A 21,665-nucleotide genomic window follows, 5' to 3' on the forward strand; every position below is an offset into this window, starting at 1 on the left:
GCCCTCACAGTCCGAGTAGCGCAACTAGTTCGCTGCGGCGGACCTTGCCGGAGCGGGTGCGGGGGAGTTCGGTGGTGAATTCGACCGAGCGGGGGACGAAGATCGGCGCCAGCCGGTCTGCCGCGCGGGTGAGCAGGGCCTCCCGTAGGTGGTCGGGCTCGGCGCCCGGGCGGGGGACGACGACCGCGTGGGGGACGAGGCCGCCGAGGGGGTCGGGGCGGGGGAGGACGACGGCGTCGGCGACCTCGGGGTGGCCGCGCAGGACGGCCTCGATCTCCACCGGGGAGACCCGGTGGCCGAAGGACTTGAAGACGTCGTCGGTGCGGCCGAGCAGGCGGATCGAGCCGTCCGCGCAGCGTTCGCCGCTGTCGCCGGTGCGGTAGAGGCCGTCGGCGAAGGCGGCGGCGGTCTTGACCGGGTCCTCCGCGTAGCCGGCCATCAGGCCGGCCGGGCGGTCGGTGAGGTCGAGGCAGACCTCGCCGGTGTCGCCGAGCTCGCCGGTGGCCGGGTCGCGCAGGACGATCCGGTAGCCGGGCAGCGGGTGGCCGAGCGGGGAGATCGGCTCGGGGCCGTCGGGGGAGCGGCCGATCAGGGCGGTGGCCTCGGTCTGGCCGTAGCCGTCCCGGACCCGGACGCCCCAGGCGGCGGCGATCCGCTCGTTGACCTCGCCGGTCAGCGGTTCGCCGGCGGCGGTGGCCTCGCGCAGCCGGACTCCCGCGCCGGGCAGGTGCGGGAGCAGCGAGCGCCAGGCGCTGGGCGGGGCGCAGAAGCTGGCCACCGCGTGGTCGGCGAGCACGCCGGGCAGGTGCTCGGCGGGCAGGCCGGAGTCCGGCGGGGCGAGCACGGTGGCCTCGGCGGCCCAGGGCACGAAGAAGCTGCTCCAGGAGTGCTTGGCCCAGCCGGGGGCGGAGAGGTTGAGGTGCCGGTCGCCGGGGCGCAGGCCGTTCCAGTAGAGGCTGGAGAGGTGGCCGACGGGGTAGCTGGCGTGGGTGTGTTCGACCAGCTTGGGCAGGGAGGTGGTGCCCGAGGTGAAGTAGCAGAAGGCCGGGTCGGCCGAGGGCGTGTCCTGCTCGGGCAGGTACGGGCAGTGGGCGGTGGTGTCCGGGTAGGGGTGCCAGTCGGGGCGGGCCGGGCCGGTGCTGATCCGTACCCCGGGGATCGGCAACTCATCGAGGAGCGCGGCGAGTTCGCCGGTGCACAGGACGTGCCGGATCCGGCCGCGGGTGATCCGGTCCAGGGCCTCCTCGCGGGTGACGTCCTGGTAGGTGGGCACCACCACCGCGCCGAGCTTGAGGCAGCCGAGCAGGCTCTCCCAGAGCGCGACGCGGGTGCCGAGCAGGAGCAGGACGCGCTCGCCCCTGGCCACTCCGAGCTCGGCCAGCGAGACGGCCAACGCGTCGGAGCGGGCGGAGAGTTCGGCGAAGCTGACCTGCTCGGCCACGGGCACCGAGCCGTCCGCGGCCGGGGCGCCGAGCACCTCGAGGGCCGAGGCGTGGTTGCCCTCGGCGATCACGTCGAACCACTCCAGCGCCCAGTTGAACCGCTCGGCGCGCGGCCAGCGGAACTCGGCGTGGGCGGCGGCCTGGTCGCCGCGCAGCCGCAGCAGCAGGTCGCGGGCGGCCCGGTACTCGGTGTGGGCGGCGGTGCGCCGGCGGTCCCAGTAGCCCTCGGGGAGACGGTCCCCGTGGCCCTCGGGCAGTGGACGCCCGGCGGGCCGGGCCATCGCCGAAGCGGGGCCCGGCCCAAGGTGTCGGTCAGCCTGGCTCACCTGGTGCTCCCGATGCCGGCGCCGACCCCGGGACCGCCGACCCCGGGGCCGGCGGCCGTGGGGCCGGCGGCCGTGGCGGAAGTGGCAGTGGAGGAAGCGGGCGTGGCGGAGGCGGGCGTGGCCGGCTTCGCCTGGCCCAGCAGGGATTCGGCGATCGCGTCGGCGTCCTTGGTGAAGGAGCCCCACGGGCCCGGGCGGCCGCTGCCGACCTGGGTGAACCAGCGGGTGTGCTCGCTCGGGATGCCGATCACGTGCATGGTGCGCTCCACGCGATCATCCGCCCGGATCGGGTGGAACGGCGCGTCGGTGGAGGCCAGGCCGCCGGTGTTGAAGGCGTGGTCGGCCCAGGTGTTGACGAAGGTGCGGATGATGCCGTCGGCGAGGAGGCCCTTCATCAGCGGGTCCTGGCCCACCCGCAGGTCGGTGCTGGGGATGCGGGCGTCCACCAGCACGTCCAGTCGGGTGCGGGAGTTGTCCACCTGCGGGGAGCAGATGGTGAAGCAGCCGTGCTGCTCGTCGGTGCGGAACCGGGCCTGCGGGCCGACGGGGTCGAGGATCCCGGCGTTCAGCAGGGCGAGGAACTGCTCCGAGCGCAGCGGCGGCGGGCCGGTGGAGACCAGCGCCGCGACCGGGTTGAACTCGGCCAGGAAGCGCCGGTGCGACTCCGGGCAGAGCCCGCCGAAGTCGACCACCGAGCGGATCGTCTGGCGGACGTCGCGCAGCACGTCGAAGGCGGCCTTGAGCGGCCCCTCGGCGTTGCCGAGGCGGGCCTCGGCCAGGTCGGCGCGCAGCCACTCGGCCAGCGTCTTGCGGAACTCCTCGGGCGAGCCGAAGCGCATCCCGCTGAACGGGCGGGCCAGCCGGTTCAGGTCCTTGAGCAGGGCGGTGTCCACGCAGTACCGGGAGGCCAGCTCGGAGAGCGTGTCCAGGCAGGGCAGTTCGGCGCAGCCCAGCTGCTCCACCACGCGCTCGGCGAACTCGGCGGCCTGCTCCGGCCCGGCGGCGTTCTTGATCCGGGTCTCCAGCAGGACGAGGTTGACCTCGGCCATCAGCCAGGGCAGCACCTGCTCGTAGAAGTCGACCGGGCCGCTCTCGCGGACGGCCGCCATCCGGGCGGCGGTGAACAGCCGGGCGGTGTACCGGTGCAGCGGGCCCTTCTGGTTGGCGCCGCGGGTGAGCAGCGGGATGCCGCCGCGCGAGGCCGGGTAGATCTTGGGCTCGCGGCCGCTGGGGATGTACCGCAGGCCGTCGTCGGAGGGCACGTACCGCCCGCCCCGGCCCTCGGTGAGCTCCGCCATCAGGTCGTAGAAGGTCAGGCCCATGCCGACCACGCCCACCGCCGCGCCGGGCGGGATGTGCGAGAGCGGCATGTCGTTGGCCGAGTCGCCGACGATGTACTGCTGCGGCGGGTGGGCGGCGGCGAACGCGGCCCGGCTCTTCTGCTCGCAGTCCAGGTCGTTGGTGGGGTGGCCGGTGGCCAGCACCAGACGGTCCACGGTGAGCACGTCGCCGCGGCTCATCCGCAGCCGGTAGACGCCGGCCGCGGGGTCCTCGGCCCGGCCGGCCCGGCTGCCGCCGACGCCCCAGCCGATGGTGCGGTCGGCGCCTAGGTCGGCGATCCGGTCCGCGGTGATCACCTGGCCGCGCACCCGGTGCACGGTCAGGCCGGCCGGCAGCGACATCATGATCCGCTCGAACACGTAGGACAGGTACCGCCCGTAGACCACCCGGGGGGCGAAGCCGTCCGGGTCCGCCGACTCCGGCTCCGCCTGGGCCCACCACTCGGCCAGCGAGGGGCCGGCGCCCGGGCGGGCGGGGCCCTCGTCGGTGCCGCCGGAGAACATGGTGACCTCCTTGGCCGCCGTGTTCATCAGGAAGTACGGCGACTGCTCCTGCCGCCAGATCCGGCCGGCGCCCGCGTCGTGCGGGTCGATCACGTGCACCGAGACCGGCCGCCGCAGCGGCTCGGCGGCGGCGCGCGCGACCAGCCGTTCCAGGACGGAGAGGCCGCGCGGGCCCATCCCGACCACGGCGATCCGCAGCGGGCGCTGCACCTCGGCCTCGGCGGGCCGGGCCAGCGGCACCACGGCCGCCTGCGGCTCTGCGGCGGGCGCCTCGGCCGCGGCGGCCGCCGCGAGCTCGGCGTCGTGGTCGTGCTCCTCGGCCACCCGGCGCAGCATCATGGCAAGCCGGCCGGAGGTCAGCGGGGCGGTGCGGCTGGTGTTGGAGATCGGCATGGCGCCGACCTCGGCCCAGCGCAGCCGGCCGTCGGAGGTGATGACCCCGCGGGTGGCGCCCCGGTTGTCCGGGTGCAGGCAGTACGGCACGTCCAGGATGCCCCGGTGGAAGGCGCGCTGGAGGGCGGTGCCGACGTTGTCGGAGAGCGAGAGCACGGCGGTGACCAGGGCCCGGGCCTCCATCAGCACCTCCTCCGCGTCCGGCCGCACGGCCCGCAGCGCGCGCACCGGGCGGTCCGCCGCCTCGGCCAGCTCGGCCCGGGTGCGGCGGGCCTGCGCGGCGGCGCCGCGCAGCGCGATGAGGTTCTCCTCGACCGTGGGGATGCGGTGCGCCTCCTGCTCGGTCTTGACGATCAGTCGCTCCGCCCCGCCCCGGACGGCGAGTTCGGCGCTGCGGGTGAGCAGCAGCCGGGCGCCGGGGATGGTCTTGGGGAAGACGCCCATGTACGTGTAGAGCACCAGGTGCCGGTCCACATCCTTGGGCAGCAGCTCGTCGGCGAGCAGCCGCAGCGCGGTGAGCGCCTCGGCGTCCTGCTCGTGGTGGGTCTGCTGGGCGTAGCTGAGCGAGACGCTGGTGATCCCGTGCTGGGCGAAGAACAGCGCCTCCAGGGCGGAGATCGCGATCAGGAGCGAGGGCGGGCAGAGCTGCCCGAGCATGCAGCCGCCGAAGGTCTCCAGGTGCGCCCGGACGCCGTTGCCCCGGCTCTCCTCGGCCAGCAGCCGCACCGAGTCGCGCCAGGCGGCGATGGACTCGGCCAGCGGGGTGCGGCCGTAAGGCAGGCAGTACGAGACCGGGCCGCCCTCGCTGGCGCCGAGGCCGGCGGCGGCCATGGTGCGGAAGATGGCCATCGGGTCGGCCGAGCCGTGCCGCACCTGCACCGGCACCTCGCCCCCGGCGTGGGAGGCGACCTCGGCGGCGATCTTCGGGCCGTGGCTGACGATCGGGAAGCCGTTCAGCGGCTGGCCGGCCCGGACGGCGGCGGTGGCCGCCGCGTGGTTGCCGACCCGGGTGTAGCTGTCCAGGGTGATGGTGGCGACGGTCCGCTCGGGCAGGCCCGCCACGGCGGCGACGCCGGCGGCCATCACTTCGGGCTTGGCCATCCCCATCCGGGGCTGGACGACGAGTTCTCCGGCCGCCGCGGCGGCTCGCACGTACGCGCCCAGGTCGGCGACCTGGGCGCTGTCGTGCACGGAGTTGCTGCGGGTCACGCCGCGACCCGCGCGGTACACGCGGTGTCGAGCGCGGCGAGCTTGCCGAGCAGGGCCTCGGGGCCGGTGCCGTCGGTGTGCACCTCGTCGAAGCCGGCCGCCAGCAGGTCGGCGGTGCGCTGCTCCGCGCCCTCCGGGGAGATGCCGAGCAGGCCGCCGATGACCATCGGGATGTCCCGGGTGGCGGAGTCGGCGCGCATCGCCTCGGCGGCACGCATGCCGTCCAGGTGCCCGTGGCCGTTGACCGAGCTGAAGACCACCAGGTCGGGCATGGTCAGCTGCGCGGTGTCGACCAGCAGCTTCTCGGGCACGCACGGACCGAGGTTGAGCACCGAGTGGCCGTGCTCCTCCAGGAAGAGCTGCAGGTGGACCAGGTTCCAGGTGTGCGCATCGGAGGACCCGGTGGTCAGCAGCACCCGACGGCCGGTAGCCGAGGGCCCCTGCTGGGCGGGACGCAGCAGTTGGGGAGTGGAGGACTGGGACATGACTACTCCTCGAAAGGGTTCTGACGGTATGTCAGGGGCGCGGCCGGCGGATGCCGGCCGCGCCCCTGTTGTGAGGTGGTCTCGGACCGACCAGGCTCGGACCGGCCGGTCTCAGGCCCCGGCGCCGACCCCGGTGGTGATCTGGCCGGGCTCGGGCGTCCGCGCGGAGGCGGGCCGGGCGCGGACGGCGAGCACCGTGCAACCGGTGGCACTGGACATCTGGTGCCGGGTGCCGGGCTCCTCCACGACCATGTCGCCCTTGACGAACCGGGTGCCGTCGCTGTGGTCGAGGGTGCCGTCCAGCACGAGCATCAGCTCGTGGCCGAGGTGCTCGTGGAAGTCGCCGTGCGCACCGGCCGGGAAGCGCAGCAGCAGCGCCGCCGAGTCCTCCCCGGTCTCCTCGTTCGGGCCCCACAGCACCACGTACTCGACGCCGACCCGGCCCGGCTCCTGCCAGGGCACCCAGGCCAGGTCGGTCATGTCGAAGCCGTTGCGGAAGACGTCCGCGATCACCGTCACGTCAGACATTGCTGTTCTCCGTCGTCCGGACGGCGCCCCACGGGAGCGGACCCTTGACCACGGGCGAGCCAATCAGCGACCCGAACTCCCGCCAGGCACCGTCGTAGTTGCTGACCTTGTCGAATCCGAGCAGCTCGTGCAGCACGAACCAGCTGTGCGCGGAGCGCCAGCCGACCCGGCAGTAGACGACCGTCTCGACGGAGGTGTCCAGACAGCCGTACACCTCCTTGAGCTCCGCGTCGGAGCGGAAGGTGCCGTCCGGGTTGACCGCCGCGTTCCAGGGCAGGTGCTGGGCGGAGAGGACGTGGCCGGGGCGCACGCCCAGGTCGTCCGGCACGCCGGGCGGAGCGGTGCGGTCGCCCAGGTACTCCTCCAGCGAGCGGACGTCGACGAGGTTGAGCTCGCCTATCCCGCTCAGCAGGTCGTCCCGGTAGGCGCGGGGCGAGCGGTCCGGGGTGCGGACCGGGTACTCGGTGCGGGCGCGGCGCGGCGTCTCGAAGGTGAGCGGCAGGCCGAGGGCTTCCCAGCGTGCCAACCCGCCGTCCAGCAGCCGCAGTTCGCGGTGGCCGGCCATCCGGAACTGCCAGAAGCCGGCCGCCGCCCACCAGTTGCTGTTGCCGCTGTAGAACACCAGGGTGTCCTCCGGGCCGATGCCGTGCCGGCCGGCCAGTGCGGCGAACTCCTCCGGGGTGATCAGGTCGCGCCGGACGGGATCCTGCAGGTCCCGGGTCCAGTCGAGGCTGACGGCTCCCGGGATGCGCCCGGAGGCGCTCGGGCCGCCGTCGGTGATCTCGATCAGGACGATGCCCTCGTCCTGCCCGTGCTCCTTGACCCAGTCGGTAGAGACCAGGATGTTGTCGCGGTTCACCGGTACTCCGTTCCTCTCTGCTCCGGCCGGAGTGGTCGGCCGGAGCCGCCGGTCACCACCAGTAGGTGGGGTACTTGCCGATCACGTTGATGCGCGAGGCGATGATGCCGATCACGATCAGCAGCACGCTGCCGATCGCCAGCAGCACCAGGAACTTGCCTTCGGCGGGGTGCTGGACCACGACCAGCGCCGCGGTGGCGGCGGCCGGGGCGTGGACGGCCCGCAGCAGGCCCATCACCCCGACCGAGACGCCGGCCGCGACGGCCGCGACCCAGAGCGAGTGGCCGAACAGACCGGCGGCGACGAAGCCGAGGACGGCCGAGCCCAGCTGGCCGAGCAGCACACCGCGAGGCTGGGCCGGGGGCAGCCCCGGGCTGGCGCAGATGATCATCGCGGTCGCCGCCAGCGGGGCGATCATCAGCACCTGGTGGCTGGCCTTGCCCAGCGCGACCAGGATCACCAGCGAGACGACGGTGGCGAGTGCGCCGAGGACGAGGCCCTTGGCTTTCGGCGCCGGCGCGGAGCCGGCCCAGAGGCCGGCCCGCTGCCCGGCGGCCGGCGTGGCCGCCGGTGCGGACTGCTGGGTGGTGGTCGAGTTGCTCATGGTGTCCTCCTCGCCGAGTCAGGGCTCGGCGGCGGGTCGGGAATCAGCGGTGGTAGCCCCGGAAGTAGCTCTGCGCCACTTGGTAGACGACGCCACCGATCTGGTGGCCCATGGCCAGGCCGGGAGCGTTGTCGAAGCTCCAGTGCATGCCGCCGTAGATCCGGGAGATGCCGGCCTGCTCGGCGGCGGCGGTGAAGGTCGGCCAGCTCAGGGTGACGTCCTGGGCCGGGGTGACGCCGGGCTCCACGGTCGAGGTCTTCGCCTTGAAGGTGTACGAGTCGCCGAACTCGTCCGAGCCGGTGAAGCGCTTGAGGAACTCGGCGGCCGCACCCGAGAAGGTGGAGTGGCCCGAGACTGTGGCCGGGAAGCCCGGAACGGCCACGTACGCGCGCCACTTGACGCCGTCCATGGTGACGGTGCCCTGGCCGGGGCCGCCCCAGGCCTGGATCTGCCGGCCGCGCTGGTCGTAGGGGATCAGCGTGGACGGGCGGGCGTAGTTGTACTTGATCTTGACGGCCCAGGAGCCGAACGCCGCGTCCGCCTCGGCCATGTTGAGGCCGAAGAAGAGCTTCGCGTCCTCGTCCACGCCGTAGCCGTCACGGTTGGAGACGAAGCGGGCCCACTGCTGCTGGGCGCCGGGCGGGGTGGTGTCGTTGTCCAGCCAGAACTCGGCGATGCACTTCTGCTCGTCGGTCAGGTTGGCGCTGATGTCGATCAGCTCGCTGATCGCGGCGGACAGCTGGGTGGACGGGTAGGACGGCGGGGCGGCCACCGTGAACTGGTCCGGGCTGGTGAGCGCGAACGGCTTGGTGTACGCGAACTGCGGGGTCAGGTACTTCTGGGTCTGGCCGCCCACGATCAGTGGGGTCCAGTGCTCCGGCTGGTTGACCAGGGCCGGGTCGAAGGTGGCCACGGCCTGGGCCGGGTTGACCGGCACGTAGCCGGTGGTGTCCGCGTAGGCCGGGGTGCCGAGCTGGTTGGCGCCGTCCTGGTGACGGAAGTTCAGCACCGCCTGGGCGCAGCGCAGGCCGATGTCGGCCGGGCTGTTGGCCGGGGCGCTGGTCCGGGTCGGGTCGTAGCCGAGGCTGGTCATGAACGAGTCGGCGGCCGGGGCCTGGAGCGGGAAGAGGTCCACCAGGGCGGCGTGCGCGGCGTAGCTGATCGCCTCGTTCTTGTTGGCGAGGGTGCGCTCCCACCACGGGCGCCGCAGCGAGCCGCCGAACTGGGTGCCGACGGCTATGCCGTCGTAGCAGGCCCAGGCGTCGTAGATGGCGTTGTGCACGATGGCCAGCGCCCGGGCGTTGACGGTCGCGGGGCCGAAGACGGCGCCGGCGGCCTTGTACTTCGCGAGGATGGCGTCCATCGTCGCCTCGTTCCACCGCACCACGATGCTCGGGGCCACGTCGCAGTGCGGCACCCGGCGCTTGCGGTTCGGGTTCTCGGAGGCCCAGGTGGTGGGGGCGGAGAGGGCCAGGGCGCCGGCGGCGCCCGCGGCGCCGGCCAGCACCCTGCGGCGGGAGAACGTGCGAGCGGAGTTGGAGGGAAGAGTCATCGGGTGATTCCTTCTCGCGAATTACCGGGATGGCCAGGCTTGGCCGACACGCGGAAGGTAGGCGAGGGCTCGTGTCACCGCCGTTGCAGGCGTATTGCACCGCATTGCGAACGACCCGGGCGGAGGGCAACCGCATCCCGGGCCGGACCGGGGCTGACCTGCCCGGGGTCCGGTTCGGGGGGTGGCGGGCAATCCGTCGGCTCTATGTCAGGTGCACGGCCCGGTCGACAGGCTCGCCGCGTCCGTCACCAGTGGTTAGCGTGGGGGCCAGGTGAAGGAGCTGGGGGGAGTAAGCGCCATGATCCAACCACTGTCCGAATCTGCCGGGGACGGCGAGGCCGTACCGCTCCCGGAGACGGCACAAGGCCCGCACGCGGGCGGGACGGCCACGGACCAGCGGCCCGTGGTGGAGCTGGACCTGCTGGGGGGTTTCGCGCTGCGCTGCGACGGCCGCGACGTGCACCCGACGGTCGGGGCCCGGCGGCTGCTCGCCCTGCTGGCCCTCGAGCCTAACGGCATGACCCGGTCAAGGACAGCGGCCGTGCTCTGGCCGCAGCTCGACCCGGCCCGCGCCGGGGCGGCGCTGCGCACCGCCCTGCACCGGCTGCCGGGCGACCGGTCGTACCTGGTGGACAGCACCCTGGAGCGGCTCCGGCTGGCCACCCACATCACCGTTGACCTGGTCGAACACCGGTCGGTGGCGGCCCACTTGCTCAACCTCGCGCTGCCCATGGGCACCGAGGAGCTGGGCCGCGCGGTGAGCTGCGACCTCAGCCGCGACCTGCTGCCGGATTGGGAGGAGGACTGGCTGGAGCACCACCAGGTGCGCTGGCGCCAGCTGCGCCTGCACGCCCTGGAGGCCCTCTCCAGCCGCCTCTCCGAGGCCGGCTGGGCGGGTGCGGCGGTGGACGCCGCGCTGGTGGCCATCCACTCCGACAGCCTGCGCGAGAGCGCCCACGAGACGCTGGTGGCCGCCTACCTGGCGGCCGGCAACCAGATCGCCGCCCACGCCTACCGGGCCTCCTACCGGGCGCTGCTCCAGCGCGAGCTGAGCGCCACCGCGCCCGGCCGGTGGGCCAACTTCCCGGCCGGAGCCGACGGGCCGGGCGGCCGGATGCGCCGGCTCAGCTGACGCAGTCGGCGCGGACTACTGACTGAGTCGGGCACGACCGGTGGCCGGAGTCGATCTTGTGGCTGCCGCCGGTCGGCCCCACCGTCGGGTGGCGGAGCCGGGCGCGGGCGGCGAAGGTGTGACAGGGGGTCAAGCAGCGCGCCCCGGGTGCCCCGGGGCGGCACGGCACGGGAGAGACCGCAGATGCCTGAAGTCACCGCCGAGCACTACCCGCCCGGCACGCCCTGTTGGATCGACCTGATGGCCCCGGACCAGCAGGCCGCGCTGGACTTCTACCGCGACCTGTTCGGCTGGCAGGGCGAGGTCGGACCGCCCGAGTTCGGCGGGTACGCGATGTGCACCCTGAACGGCAAGCCGGTGGCCGGGATCATGAAGGCCCAGCCGATGAACGAGGGCGACCCGGTGCCGCCCACGGTGTGGACCAGCTACCTGGCCAGCGCCGACGCGGACGCCACCCAGGCGGCGATCACGGCGGCCGGCGGCACCGTGATGTTCCCGGCGATGGACGTGGGCACGGTCGGCCGGATGCTGGTCGCGGCCGACCCGACCGGAGCCGTGTTCGGCGTCTGGCAGCCGGTGGACTTCTACGGCGCCCAGGTGGTCAACGAGGCCGGCGCGCTCTGCTGGAACGAGCTGCACACCGAGGACCTCCCCGCCGCCCGGGCCTTCTACCGGCAGGCCCTGGGCATCGAATCCGAGCTGATGGAGGGCATGACCGACTACTTCGCGGCCAAGGTCTCCGGCCGCCCGGTCGGCGGCCTGACCACCCTGGGCGGCCAGGCGCCCCCCGGCACGCCCCCGCACTGGCTGGTCTACTTCGCGGTGGACGACACCGACAGCACGGTCGACGCCCTGGTCAAGCGGGGCGGCAACGTCCTGGTGCCGCCGTTCGACATGGTGGCCGGCCGGATGGCCGTGGTGGCCGACCCGCAGGGCGCCGTCTTCGCGGTGATCAAGCCCGTACCGATGTGACCGTGCGTGTCGGATGAGTACGACCGGGCCCGGCGGGTGAGACTGGCGGACATGCTGGGACTTCCGGAGCACATCCACGCGTACCTGTTCGACCTCGACGGGGTGCTGACCCAGACCGCCAAGGTGCACGCGGCCGCCTGGAAGGACATGTTCGACTCCTTCCTGCGCGCCGAGGCCGAGCGCACCGGCACCCCGTTCGTCCCCTTCGACCCGGTGGCCGACTACGACACCTACGTGGACGGCCGCCCCCGGCTCGACGGCACCCGGGCCTTCCTCGACTCCCGGGGCGTCGAGCTGCCCGAGGGCCGGCCCGAGGACCCGCCCGGCACCCGCAGCGTGCACGGGCTGAGCAGCGCCAAGAACGACACGGTGCTGCGGATGATCCACGAGCAGGGCGTCCAGCCCTACCCCGGCTCGGTGGCCTACTTGCGCCGGCTGCGCGAGCTGGGGCGGCCCGCCGCCGTGGTCTCCTCCTCGGCCAACTGCCGGGATGTGCTGAAGGCCGCCGGGATCGAGGAGTACTTCGAGGTGGTGGTGGACGGCCTGACCGCCGCCCGCGACCACCTGCCGGGCAAGCCGGCCCCCGACACCTACCTGGCCGCCGCCCGGCAGCTCGCCACCGAGCCCGCGCACGCCGCCGTCTTCGAGGACGCCCTGGCCGGGGTGGCCTCCGGCCGGGCGGGCGGCTTCGGCGCCGTGGTCGGCGTGGACCGCACCGGCCAGGCGGATGCGCTGCGCGAGCACGGCGCCAGCCTGGTGGTCACCGACCTGGCCGAGCTGCTCGGGGGTGCCGAGTGACCGCCGCCGGCAGCTTCACCGTCGACCCCTGGGGCGTCACCGAGCACGGCTTCGACCTGGCGGGCCAGGCCCGGGCCGAATCCGTCTTCGCCCTCTCCAACGGCCACATCGGCCTGCGCGGCAACCTCGACGAGGGGGAGCCGCACGGCCTGCCCGGCAGCTACCTGAACGGCGTCTTCGAGCTGCGCCCGCTGCCCTACGCCGAGGGCGGCTACGGCTACCCGGAGTCCGGCCAGAGCGTTATCAACGTGACCAACGGCAAGCTGATCCGGCTGCTGGTCGACGACGAGCCCTTCGACCTGCGCTACGGCGAGCTCCGCAGCCACCAGCGGAGCCTGGACTTCCGCGAGGGCCTGCTGCGGCGGGCCGCCGAGTGGACCTCCCCGGCCGGGCGCACCGTCAAGGTGGCCTCCACCCGGCTGGTCTCGCTGACCCAGCGGGCGGTGGCCGCGGTGGAGTACAAGGTCACCGCGGTGGACGGCCCGGTGCGGATCGTGGTCCAGTCCGAGCTGGTGGCCAACGAGCAGCTGCCCGCCGGGGAGGCCGACCCGCGGGCCGCCGCCGTGCTGGAGGCCCCGCTGGTCAGCGAGGCGCACCAGGCCAACGGCGGCAAGGCGGTGCTGGTGCACCGCACCCGCTACAGCGGGCTGCGGGTCTGCGCCGGCATGGACCACCTGGTCGAGGGCCCGGGCCGCTACGACACGGTGGCCGAGAGCTGGGACGACCAGGGCCGGGTCAGCGTCACCACCGTGCTGCACCCCGGCGAGGAGCTGCGGCTGGTCAAGTTCCTCGCGTACGGCTGGTCGGCCACCCGTTCGCTGCCCGCCGTCCGCGACCAGGTGGAGGCCGCGCTGACCGCCGCCCGGTACACCGGCTGGGAGGGCCTGGTGGCCGAACAGCGGGCGTACCTGGACGAGTTCTGGGCGGCCAGCGACATCCGTCTGGACGGCGACGTGGAGCTCCAGCAGGCCGTCCGGTTCGCGCTCTTCCACGTGCTCCAGGCCGGCGCCCGGAGCGAGGAGCGGGCCATCCCCGCCAAGGGGCTGACCGGCCCGGGCTACGACGGGCACAGCTTCTGGGACACCGAGACCTTCGTGCTCCCGGTGCTCACCTACTGCCTGCCCGGCGCCGTCAAGCAGGCGCTGCGCTGGCGGCACACCACCCTGCCGATGGCCCGCGACCGGGCCGCCCAACTCGGCCTGTCCGGCGCGGTGTTCCCTTGGCGGACGATCCACGGCGAGGAGTGCTCCGGCTACTGGCCGGCCGGCACCGCCGCCTTCCACATCGGCGCCGACATCGCGGTGGCCGCCGCCCGGTACGTCCGGGCCAGCGGGGACGAGGAGTTCGAGCGCGCCTACGGGCTCGAACTCCTGGTGGAGACGGCCCGGATGTGGCGCTCGCTGGGCCACCACGACGCGGCCGGCCGGTTCCGGATCGAGGGGGTCACCGGCCCGGACGAGTACAGCGCGGTGGCCGACAACAACGTCTTCACCAACCTGATGGCGCAGACCAACCTGCGGGCCGCCGCCGAGGCCGCCAACCGGCACCCGCACGAGGCCGCCGCGCTGGGCGTGGATACCGAGGAGACCGCCGCCTGGCGGGACGCCGCCCGGGCCATGTACATCCCCTACGACGCCAAGCTCGGCGTGCACCCGCAGGCCGACGGCTTCACCGACCACCAGCTCTGGGACTTCGAGGCCACCCCGGCCGAGAAGTACCCGCTGCTGCTGCACTACCCGTACTTCGACCTCTACCGCAAGCAGGTGGTCAAGCAGGCCGACCTGGTGCTGGCCATGCAGGTGCGCGGGGACGCCTTCACCGACGAGCAGAAGGCCCGCAACTTCGCCTACTACGAGCGCCTGACCGTGCGGGACTCCTCGCTCTCGGCCTGCACCCAGGCGGTGATCGCCGCCGAGGTGGGCCAGCTCGACCTCGCGTACGACTACACCGCCGAGGCCGCCCTGATGGACCTGCACGACCTGGGCGGCAACACCCGGGACGGGCTGCACATGGCCTCGCTGGCCGGGGCCTGCATCGCGCTGGTCGCGGGCTTCGGCGGGCTGCGCGACCACAACTCGCACCTCTCCTTCCGGCCCCGGCTGCCCGCCGGGCTGCAGCGGCTCAGCTTCGCGCTGCGGGTGCGCGAGCACCTGCTCGGCCTGGAGATCACCCACGCCAGGACCGTCTACACCGTCCGCGAGGGCGGCCCGGTCACCGTGCTGCACGAGGGCGAGGAGCTGACCGTGACGGCCGACAAGCCGGTGAGCCGGGCGATGCCCGAGCCGGAGCAGGTGGAGCGGTGCGTCCAGCCGCCCGGACGCGAGCCCGCCCGACGGCAGCCTCAGGCCGGAGTGCAGGTCGGCAGCGGGGCCGTGGAGCACCTGCCGGCCGAATAGCGTCAGGTAGTTGCCATCGACGTGTGGAGATCTCCCGAAGATGACATAAAAAGTCTTACTATCGCCCATCACATGATCGGCGTGGTGGGGAGGTGCTAAGGGGCCGTGACGTGTTACCCGGCGCTGTCCGACAGTGACCTGAGGGTGTTCCAGTGGGCGGCCGGCCACGGCCGGCTCACCCCGCAGGCGGCGGCCGAGCTCGGCCTCTCCGAGAGCGAACTCCGGCACTCCACCGAGGTGCTGGAGCAGCTGCACCTGCTCCGCCCGCTGCCCGGCGGCCCGGACGGCGGGCCCGACCTGGTGCCCGTCGCCCCCGATCTGGCCGCCGCCAGCCTGCTCGCCCCCACCGAGGCCGAGCTGCGCCGCCGACTGGCCGACACCGAGCGGATGCGGGCCGAACTCACCCGGCTCACCCCGCTCTACGAGCAGGGCGGCCCCGGCCGGGCGGTCGAGCCGCTGGACGAGATCCTCGAACTCGACGCCGTGATCGACGTGATCGCCGGCCTGACCGCCCGATGTCGCAGCGAAGTGCTCACCTGTCAGCCCGGCGGCCCGCGCGCCCCGCACCTGCTGGAGCAGGCGTTCACCCGCGACCTGGCGATGATCCGGCGCGGGGTGCGGATGCGCACCCTCTACCAGCACACCTCGCGCCGGCACGCCCCCACCCAGGAGTACGTGCAGCGGATCTCCGGGGCGGGCGCCGAAGTCCGCACCCTCACCGCCCTGTTCGGCCGGATGATCGCCTTCGACCGGGAGACCGTGATCATCCCGCACCACGAGGCCTACGACGGCGCGGTGGTGGTCCGCGACCCCTCCGCGGTGGCCTACCTGTGTGCCGTCTTCGACCACTCCTGGACCCTCGCGGACCCCTACACCCCGCTCGGCCAGCCCGGCGGGGAGAGCGCCCTGGACGAGATCAAGCAGGCCATCGTCCGGCTGATGGCCGAGGGCATGAAGGACGAGATGATCGCCCGCCGGCTCGGCATGTCGCTGCGCACCTGCCGCAAGCACATCGCCGAGACCATGGAGACCCTCGGCGCCGGCAGCCGCTTCCAGGCCGGCTACCTGGCCCGGGCCCGGGGCGACTAGTTCAGGACGTGCAGGGCGTCCAGCCGGCGGTGCTGGTGGCCGCCGGAGTACTGCGGCGGGCCGCCGGTGAGCCGGGCCTGCGGCCAGTGGCGGGTGAACGCCTCCAGGGTGGCGGTCAGTTCGAGCTTGGCCAGGGCCGCACCGAGGCAGTAGTGCGGGCCCGCGCCGAAGCTCAGGTGGCGGGCGGCGCCCGGGCGGGCGAGGTCCAGCCGGTCCGGCTCGGGGTGGCTGCGCGGGTCGCGGTTGGCCGCCGTGACGGCCAGCAGCACGCCGCTGCCGGCCGGGATCACGGTGCCGCCGATGGCCACGTCCGCGAGGGCCGTGCGGCGGGTGCCGAACGGGCCCGGGGTGTCCCAGCGCAGCAGTTCGTCCACCGCCCCCGGGGCCAGCCCCGGATCGGCCGTCAGTCTCGCGTACTCCTCGGGGTGGGTGAGCAGCGCCAGCACCGCCATCCCGATCATCTGCACCGTGCTGTCGAAGCCGGCCAGCACCAGCATCGCGATCAGGTCGACCAGTTCGGCTTCGGTCACCTCGCCGCTCGACTCCCAGGCGCGCAGCACCTGCGCCACCACGTCACCCCCGCCCGGGTGGGCCCGGCGGTCGGCCAGCTGGGCCCGCACCACCGCGTCCAGCCCGTCCAGCGCCGCCTCCGCCGCCCGGTGCGCCAGCAGGTCGGCCACCGCCCGCCGGATCACCCCGCCCGCCTCTGGCGGGAAGCCGAACACCTCGCGCAGCATCGCGAAGGCGAACGGCTCGGCGTACTCCGTCATCAGCTCCACCGGCCGCGCCTGCCCGGCGAGCCCGCCGAGCAGCTCGTCGGCCAGCCGCTCGGCCAGCGGGCGGTGCGCCGAGATCCGGCCGGGGGCGAAGGCGGGCGCGGCGAGGCGGCGGATCCGGGTGTGGTCCGGCGGGTCGTAGTTGACCAGCGTCATGTCCAGCGCCCGGTGCGGCCGGCCCGGGGCGGGCGGGGTGCCGCGCAGCGAGAGCCGCGGATCGGTGAAGGCCGCCCGCACCTCGGCCTCCCGGGTGACCAGCCAGACCGGCCGCCCGGCTGGCGTGCTCACCCGGGCCACCGGGCAGCCCTCCCGGTACCGGGCGAGCACCTCGGCCGGGCGGGCCAGGAACTCGGCGCCGAGCGGTGATCCGGTCATGGCTGCCTCCGGGGTGGGGTGGGGCGGGCGTTCGGGGTCGGGAGCGTGATGGCGCGGGCTCAGGGGGCGAGCAGCAGCTCGCGCAGGGCCTCCAGCGCGCGCAGGCCGGCGGCCCGCTCGGCCGGGCCGAGCGCGGCCAGGGCCGGTGCGGGGGCGGCGGCTTGGGCCGCCCGGGCGGCGCGCAGGTCGAGCACGGCGCGCAGCGCGGTGGCGGCCTGCCGGGCGAACAGCGACAGCAGGTCGAGCTCGTTCAGGCTGGAGCGGGCCTGCGGGGCCGGGTCCAGCACCTCCAGCACGCCGAGCACCCCGGTGGAGTCGAGCAGCGGGGCGGCCATCAGCGAGTTCGGCACGTACTTGGTCGATTCGGCCAAGTCCCGGGCGAAGCCGCCGTGTTGGGTGAGGTCGTCGACCACCATCGGCTCACCGGTGCTGGCCACCCAGCCCGCGATGCCCCGCCCCGCGGGGAAGCGGGTGCCCACCAGGAACTCCTCGCCCTGCCCCGAGACGGCCTGGAAGACCAGCTCCCCGGCGGCCTCGTCGAGCAGGAAGATCGAGCTGGCCTCGGCCCCGAAGATGGCCCGCGCGGTGTCCACCACCGACTGGAGCAACTCTCTTGCGCTGTCGTCGACTTCGTGCGCGGCGTGGCTGGTCATTCGGCACCTCGGTGGCTGCTGGGGCTGGTGGTGGTGACGTTGGAAGCGGCCTGGTAGAGCACGGACTTGAGCTGGAAGGTGGTCAGCTTCGGATGCTTGGAGAGCACCCGGGCGCTGAGCCCGGCGATGTACGGGGTGGCGAAGCTGTTGCCGGTGGTGCGGATGGTCGCGCCGCCCAGCCAGGGCACCGTCACGTTCTGGCCCGGGGCGAAGAACTCCACGGGGGGCTGCGGGTTGTAGAGGTAGAGCCCCGGGTCGTCCTCCTGGTGGCTGCCCACCGAGATGACCGAGGAGAACCGCCAGGGGAAGCTCTCCACCGGGGTGTTGTGGGCGGAGGCGACGATCGCCGTGCGGTGGAAGAAGGCCTCGTCGGAGAGGGCCCGCAGCTGGTCGGTGAACTTCTCCCGGGTGGTGGAGAGGCTCAGGTTGATCACGTCGAACCGCTGCTCCACCGCCCAGCGCAGCCCGGCCAGCAGCACGTCCCCCGTCCCGGAGAACCGCTCGCCGAGCACCCGCACGCTGTACAGCTCGCACTCCGGCGCCACCCGCCGGATGATCCCGCCGCAGGCCGTCCCGTGCCCGCAGCTGTCCCCGGTCTCGGTCGGCTCCACCCGTACGGTGCCGTCCTCGTCCTTGAGCACCACGTACGAGCCGTCCACCGGCCCGACCAGCGGGTGGTCGCGCTCCACCCCGCTGTCCACCACGCAGACCCGGACGCCGCGCCCGGTGGCGCCGCCCCAGGCCCAGTCGGGCGTCACCGGCGAGCCGTCGGCGGCGATCGGAATGTCGTCGGGCGCCCGGCCACGCAGGCTCCAGGTGAGCGCGGTACTGGTCATCGGGGCTCTGACTCCTCTGTGCGGGTCGGGCGCTCGGCGCCCGGGGCGGTGGTGCCGGGGGCAGTGGCGGTCGGAGTGCCGGCCGCCGGGTGCTCGGGGCCGGGAACCTCGGCAGCCGAGGCCTCGGCGTGCCGGGTCTCGGGGCTCAAGGCCGCTGCGCTCAGGTCGGTGCCGAGCAGGGCGGCGGCGCGGCGCAGGCCCGGCAGGTGGCCCTTGGTGCGGTACCAGTGGTGGGCCTGTTCGGCCCAGGAGGCGGCCTCGGCCGGGCGGCCGAGGGCCAGGGCCGCGTGAGCCCGGTCCAGGGCGGCCGTGGCGCGGACCACGGGGGAGTCGGTGCCGGCCGCCTCGGCCACCGCGCGGGCGGCCGCCCGGTCGGCGGCCGTCGCGCGGCCGGCCAGGGCGTGCAGGCGGGCCAGGCTGCCGTGCAGGTCGGCGGCGTCGGCGGCGGCCGGGTCCGCCTCGCCCGCGCCCGCGGCCGCCGCCTCGATGGCGTCGGCTCCGGCCGCGCGGCTCGCGTTGTCGCCCGCGTCGCCGCCCGGGTTGTCGCCTGCGTCGCCGTCCACGCTGTCGCCGGCGTCGAGCAGGGCGCGGGTGAGATCGCGGGTGATGGCGGGCAGCAGGGTCACCGCGCCCAGGTCGCGGCAGGTCCGCTCCACCGCCCGGAGCAGCTCGGCGGCCCGTGACGGCCGCCCGGCCAGCGCCTCCACGGCGGCCCGGAAGACCGGCAGGAAGACCAGCGCCTCGGCGAAGCCCAGCTCCTCGCCGAGGGCGGCGGCCTCGGCCAGGCACTGCCGCGCCCCGGCCCAGTCCTCCCGGAGGGCGAGCAGCACGGCCAGCGGGCAGTTGAGCGTGATCCGCACCGCCCGGCGGTCCGCGCCGTGCTCGGCGAGCAGCGCCCGGCAGCGCTCCACCGCCGCCGGCACCGGCAGCGGGCCCAGCCAGAGCGAGACGCCGACCGCGCCGAGCGCGGCGGCCCGCTCGGGCTCCGCCCCGGCCCGGACGGCGTGCGCGAGGGCGCGGTCGAGCAGCCGGTCGGCGGTGCCGTGCCGGCCGAGCACCTGCTGGTGCTGGGCCAGCCGCAGGCAGGCCCGGGCCTGGCCGAGCTCCTCCCCGGCGGCCTCGAAGAGCGGCAGCACCTGCTCGGCCGTCCGGGCGGCGTCGGCCAGCCCGGGGCCCGGGTCGAGCACGGCCAGGCCCAGCCGGGCGTGCGCCGCGAGCACCGGGTCGGCGGCCCCGGCCACCCGCAGCAGCAGCGCGCGGCCCTCCTCCACCCGTCCGGTGGCCAGCCGCACCTCGGCCAGGCGCCAGGCGGTGGTGAGCCAGCCCGGGTCCTCCTCCCGGGCCAACTCCACGGCACCGGTGAGCAGTTCGTCGGCCCAGCCGAGGTCGGCCCGGGCCAGGGCCTGGGCGCCGGCGGCGGCCAGGTGGGCGGCGGCGCGGTGGCGCAGCCGCTCGGTGTGCGGGTCGAGGGTGCCGAGCTGGGCCCGGTAGCGGTAGGCCCGGGCCAGGTGCCCGCCCAGGGTGGCGTCGCCCGCGCCGCGGTCGGTGAGCAGCTCGGCCACCCGCTCGTGCCGGTCGGCCCGGACGCGCTTGGCCATGCCCTGGTAGGAGACCTCCTGCACCAGCCCGCTGCTGAACCGGTACCGCGCCTCGTCCTGGTCGGCCTCCACCAGCCGGCGCCGGGTCAGCCGGTGCAGCGTGGGCCGCACGCTGTCCAGCCCCGCCGCGTCCGGCGCCAGCTCCCCGCCGGCCCGCCCCTCGGGCCCGCTCCGGGCCAGCCCGGTCAGCTCGCCCCGCTCGAACTCCCGCCCCACCACGGCGGCCAGCGAGAGCGCCGTCCGCTCGGGCGCCGCCAGCGCGTCGATCCGCGCCCCGAGCAGGGCGTGGACGGTCGGCGGCAGCTCCCCCGGGTCCCGCCCGTCGGCGGCCATCGCGTACAGCTGCTCCAGGTGCAGCGGATTGCCCTCGGCCCGCTCGACCAGCGAGGCGAGGAGCGCCCCGGCGGCGTCGGAGCCGGTGGGCCTCGGCCCGCCGGTGCCCGCGTCCGTCCGGCCGGCGGCCGCCGCTAGGCCGGCGCCGTGGGCGGTCACCTCGACCGGGCCGGTGGTGTGGGCGGTCACCTCCGCCAGCCCCGCCGCCAGGCGGTGGCTCTCGGTCGGGGAGAGGCCGGGCAGCGGGATCAGGCGGCCGGTGTCGGCCCACTCCGGGACGCGTTCGACCAGTTCGGGGCGGGCCGCGCAGACCACCAGCACCGGGCCGGGGCCGGTGGCCAGGCGTGCCACGGCCTCGCGCAGGGCCGGGCCGGCCCAGTGGAAGTCGTCCAGGATCAGCACGGTGGGGCCGCCGGGGGCGAAACCGGCGAAGAGCTCGCCGAGCGCCGCGCAGGTGTCGGCCACCGTCGGGCTGGGGGTGCCGTCGCGCAGCAGGCCCGCCCGCAGGGCCGGCGGCACCTCGGGCCCGGCCGGGCCCGGCCCGAGCAGTTGGCGCACGGCCTCGGCCAGCGGCGCCAGGCTGCCGCTCTCGCCGTACGGGCGGCAGCGGCCGGCGCCGTACCGGGGGGTGGTGCGGCGCAGCCACTCGCGTAGCAGCCGGGTCTTGCCGATGCCCGCCTCGCCGGCCACCGTGAGCAGGCCGGAGCCGCGCCGGCCGATCGCCAAGGCGTTCTCCAGCACCGCGAGTTCGAGCGAGCGGCCGATGAACGGGGTGTCGAAGCGGCGGAGCAGCTCGGGCGCGTCCTCGTGCAGGCCGAGCAGCCGGTACGCGGGGAAGGGCTCGGCCTTGCCCTTGAGGGTGAGCAGGCCGGCGTCCTCGGTGCGGGCGGCCGGGCCGACGGCGCGCAGGGTGTCCGGGCCGATCAGGATCTCGCCGGGGCCGGCGTTCTGCTCCAGCCGGGCGGCGATGTTGACCACCTCGCCGGAGACCAGGGCCTGCCGGCTGGAGGCATCGGTACTGGCCACCGCCTCACCGGTGTTGACCCCGATCCGGACGTTCAGCCGGATGCCGAGCGCGGCCTCCAGCTCGGCGTTCAGGCCGGCCAGTGCGGTGCGCATGTCCAGGGTGGCGGCCAGCGCTCGGCGGGCGTCGTCCTCGTGCAGCACCGGGATGCCGAAGACGGCCATCACGGCGTCGCCGATGAACTTCTCCACGGTGCCGCCGTGGGCCTCGATCCGGGCGGTCATCAGCTCGAAGTACCGCAGGGTGACCGAGCGCAGGGCCTCCGGATCGAGCCGGCCGGAGAGCGCGGTGGAGCCGACCAGGTCGCAGAAGACCAGCGTCACCAGCCGGCGCTCGTCCACCACCGGGCGGGCGGGCGCGGCGGCCGCGGGCGTGCCGCAGCCGGGGCAGAACCGCGCCCCGGCGGGCAGCTCCTGCGCGCACGACGTGCAGTTCACGTGG

The 21,665-nt window shown here is 74.7% G+C and carries 16 protein-coding genes; 5 read left to right on the top strand and 11 right to left on the bottom strand.

Translation table 11 applies throughout. The annotated features are described in order from the left end of the window. Positions 1–4 precede the first annotated feature (4 nt). From CFP65_RS21285 to CFP65_RS21315, 7 genes are all read right to left on the bottom strand, one after another. Positions 5–1,723, bottom strand: coding sequence for an AMP-binding protein (locus tag CFP65_RS21285; RefSeq protein WP_104817679.1), 1,719 nt, complete (start codon positions 1,721–1,723; stop codon positions 5–7). 41 nt (positions 1,724–1,764) lie between these two features. Continuing rightward, entirely contained in the window at positions 1,765–5,214 is a 3,450-nt protein-coding gene (locus CFP65_RS21290) for an FAD/NAD(P)-binding protein (RefSeq protein WP_254552497.1), read from the bottom strand. Then, the gene (locus CFP65_RS21295) at positions 5,211–5,699 is read right to left on the bottom strand and encodes a cobalamin B12-binding domain-containing protein (protein ID WP_104817680.1); all 489 of its coding nucleotides are present in this window, start codon (positions 5,697–5,699) and stop codon (positions 5,211–5,213) included. Before CFP65_RS21295 ends, CFP65_RS21290 begins: the two co-directional genes overlap by 4 nt. A gap of 111 nt (positions 5,700–5,810) precedes the next feature. Then, positions 5,811–6,227, bottom strand: coding sequence for a cupin domain-containing protein (locus tag CFP65_RS21300; RefSeq protein ID WP_104817681.1), 417 nt, complete (start codon positions 6,225–6,227; stop codon positions 5,811–5,813). Further along, positions 6,220–7,086, bottom strand: a complete 867-nt coding sequence (locus CFP65_RS21305; RefSeq protein WP_104817682.1) for a sulfurtransferase — start codon at positions 7,084–7,086, stop codon at positions 6,220–6,222. Before CFP65_RS21305 ends, CFP65_RS21300 begins: the two co-directional genes overlap by 8 nt. A 52-nt stretch (positions 7,087–7,138) precedes the next feature. Further along, on the bottom strand, positions 7,139–7,690 hold the full coding sequence (locus CFP65_RS21310; RefSeq protein ID WP_104817683.1) for an HPP family protein: 552 nt from the start codon (positions 7,688–7,690) through the stop codon (positions 7,139–7,141). Positions 7,691–7,733: 43 nt separating this feature from the next. Continuing rightward, entirely contained in the window at positions 7,734–9,242 is a 1,509-nt protein-coding gene (locus CFP65_RS21315) for a vanadium-dependent haloperoxidase (RefSeq protein WP_104817684.1), read from the bottom strand. A gap of 298 nt (positions 9,243–9,540) precedes the next feature. Here CFP65_RS21315 and CFP65_RS21320 point away from each other — a divergent pair, with 298 nt between their 5' ends. The 5 genes from CFP65_RS21320 to CFP65_RS21340 all read left to right on the top strand — a co-directional run bounded on the left by CFP65_RS21320 (position 9,541) and on the right by CFP65_RS21340 (position 15,629). Further along, the gene (locus CFP65_RS21320; RefSeq protein ID WP_104817685.1) at positions 9,541–10,374 is read left to right on the top strand and encodes a BTAD domain-containing putative transcriptional regulator; all 834 of its coding nucleotides are present in this window, start codon (positions 9,541–9,543) and stop codon (positions 10,372–10,374) included. Positions 10,375–10,557: 183 nt separating this feature from the next. Further along, the gene (locus tag CFP65_RS21325; RefSeq protein WP_104817686.1) at positions 10,558–11,346 is read left to right on the top strand and encodes a VOC family protein; all 789 of its coding nucleotides are present in this window, start codon (positions 10,558–10,560) and stop codon (positions 11,344–11,346) included. Between the two features lie 51 nt (positions 11,347–11,397). Next, the gene (locus CFP65_RS21330; protein WP_104821022.1) at positions 11,398–12,144 is read left to right on the top strand and encodes an HAD family phosphatase; all 747 of its coding nucleotides are present in this window, start codon (positions 11,398–11,400) and stop codon (positions 12,142–12,144) included. Then, positions 12,141–14,540 (top strand): glycoside hydrolase family 65 protein, encoded by a 2,400-nt coding sequence (locus CFP65_RS21335; protein WP_104817687.1) that lies wholly within the window; start codon positions 12,141–12,143, stop codon positions 14,538–14,540. The genes CFP65_RS21330 and CFP65_RS21335 overlap by 4 nt, the downstream gene beginning before the upstream one ends. Positions 14,541–14,645: 105 nt before the next feature. Continuing rightward, on the top strand, positions 14,646–15,629 hold the full coding sequence (locus CFP65_RS21340) for a LuxR C-terminal-related transcriptional regulator (protein WP_158702298.1): 984 nt from the start codon (positions 14,646–14,648) through the stop codon (positions 15,627–15,629). On the opposite strand, the gene CFP65_RS21345 is transcribed toward CFP65_RS21340, so the two are convergent. From CFP65_RS21345 to CFP65_RS21360, 4 genes are read right to left on the bottom strand one after another with little or no spacing between them, the layout of a single operon-like run. Beyond that, positions 15,626–16,780, bottom strand: coding sequence for a cytochrome P450 (locus CFP65_RS21345; RefSeq protein WP_104817689.1), 1,155 nt, complete (start codon positions 16,778–16,780; stop codon positions 15,626–15,628). The genes CFP65_RS21340 and CFP65_RS21345 overlap by 4 nt on opposite strands. 59 nt (positions 16,781–16,839) lie before the next feature. Beyond that, positions 16,840–17,433 carry a GAF domain-containing protein gene (locus tag CFP65_RS21350; RefSeq protein WP_104817690.1) on the bottom strand — a complete coding sequence of 198 codons (594 nt, stop codon included), beginning with the start codon at positions 17,431–17,433 and terminating at the stop codon, positions 16,840–16,842. Continuing rightward, positions 17,430–18,269 (bottom strand): S8 family serine peptidase, encoded by an 840-nt coding sequence (locus tag CFP65_RS21355; protein WP_104817691.1) that lies wholly within the window; start codon positions 18,267–18,269, stop codon positions 17,430–17,432. Before CFP65_RS21355 ends, CFP65_RS21350 begins: the two co-directional genes overlap by 4 nt. After that, positions 18,266–21,661, bottom strand: a complete 3,396-nt coding sequence (locus tag CFP65_RS21360; protein WP_104817692.1) for an adenylate/guanylate cyclase domain-containing protein — start codon at positions 21,659–21,661, stop codon at positions 18,266–18,268. The genes CFP65_RS21355 and CFP65_RS21360 overlap by 4 nt, the downstream gene beginning before the upstream one ends. Positions 21,662–21,665: the final 4 nt, after the last annotated feature.

The organism is Kitasatospora sp. MMS16-BH015 (genome assembly GCF_002943525.1).
Lineage (GTDB): Bacteria > Actinomycetota > Actinomycetes > Streptomycetales > Streptomycetaceae > Kitasatospora.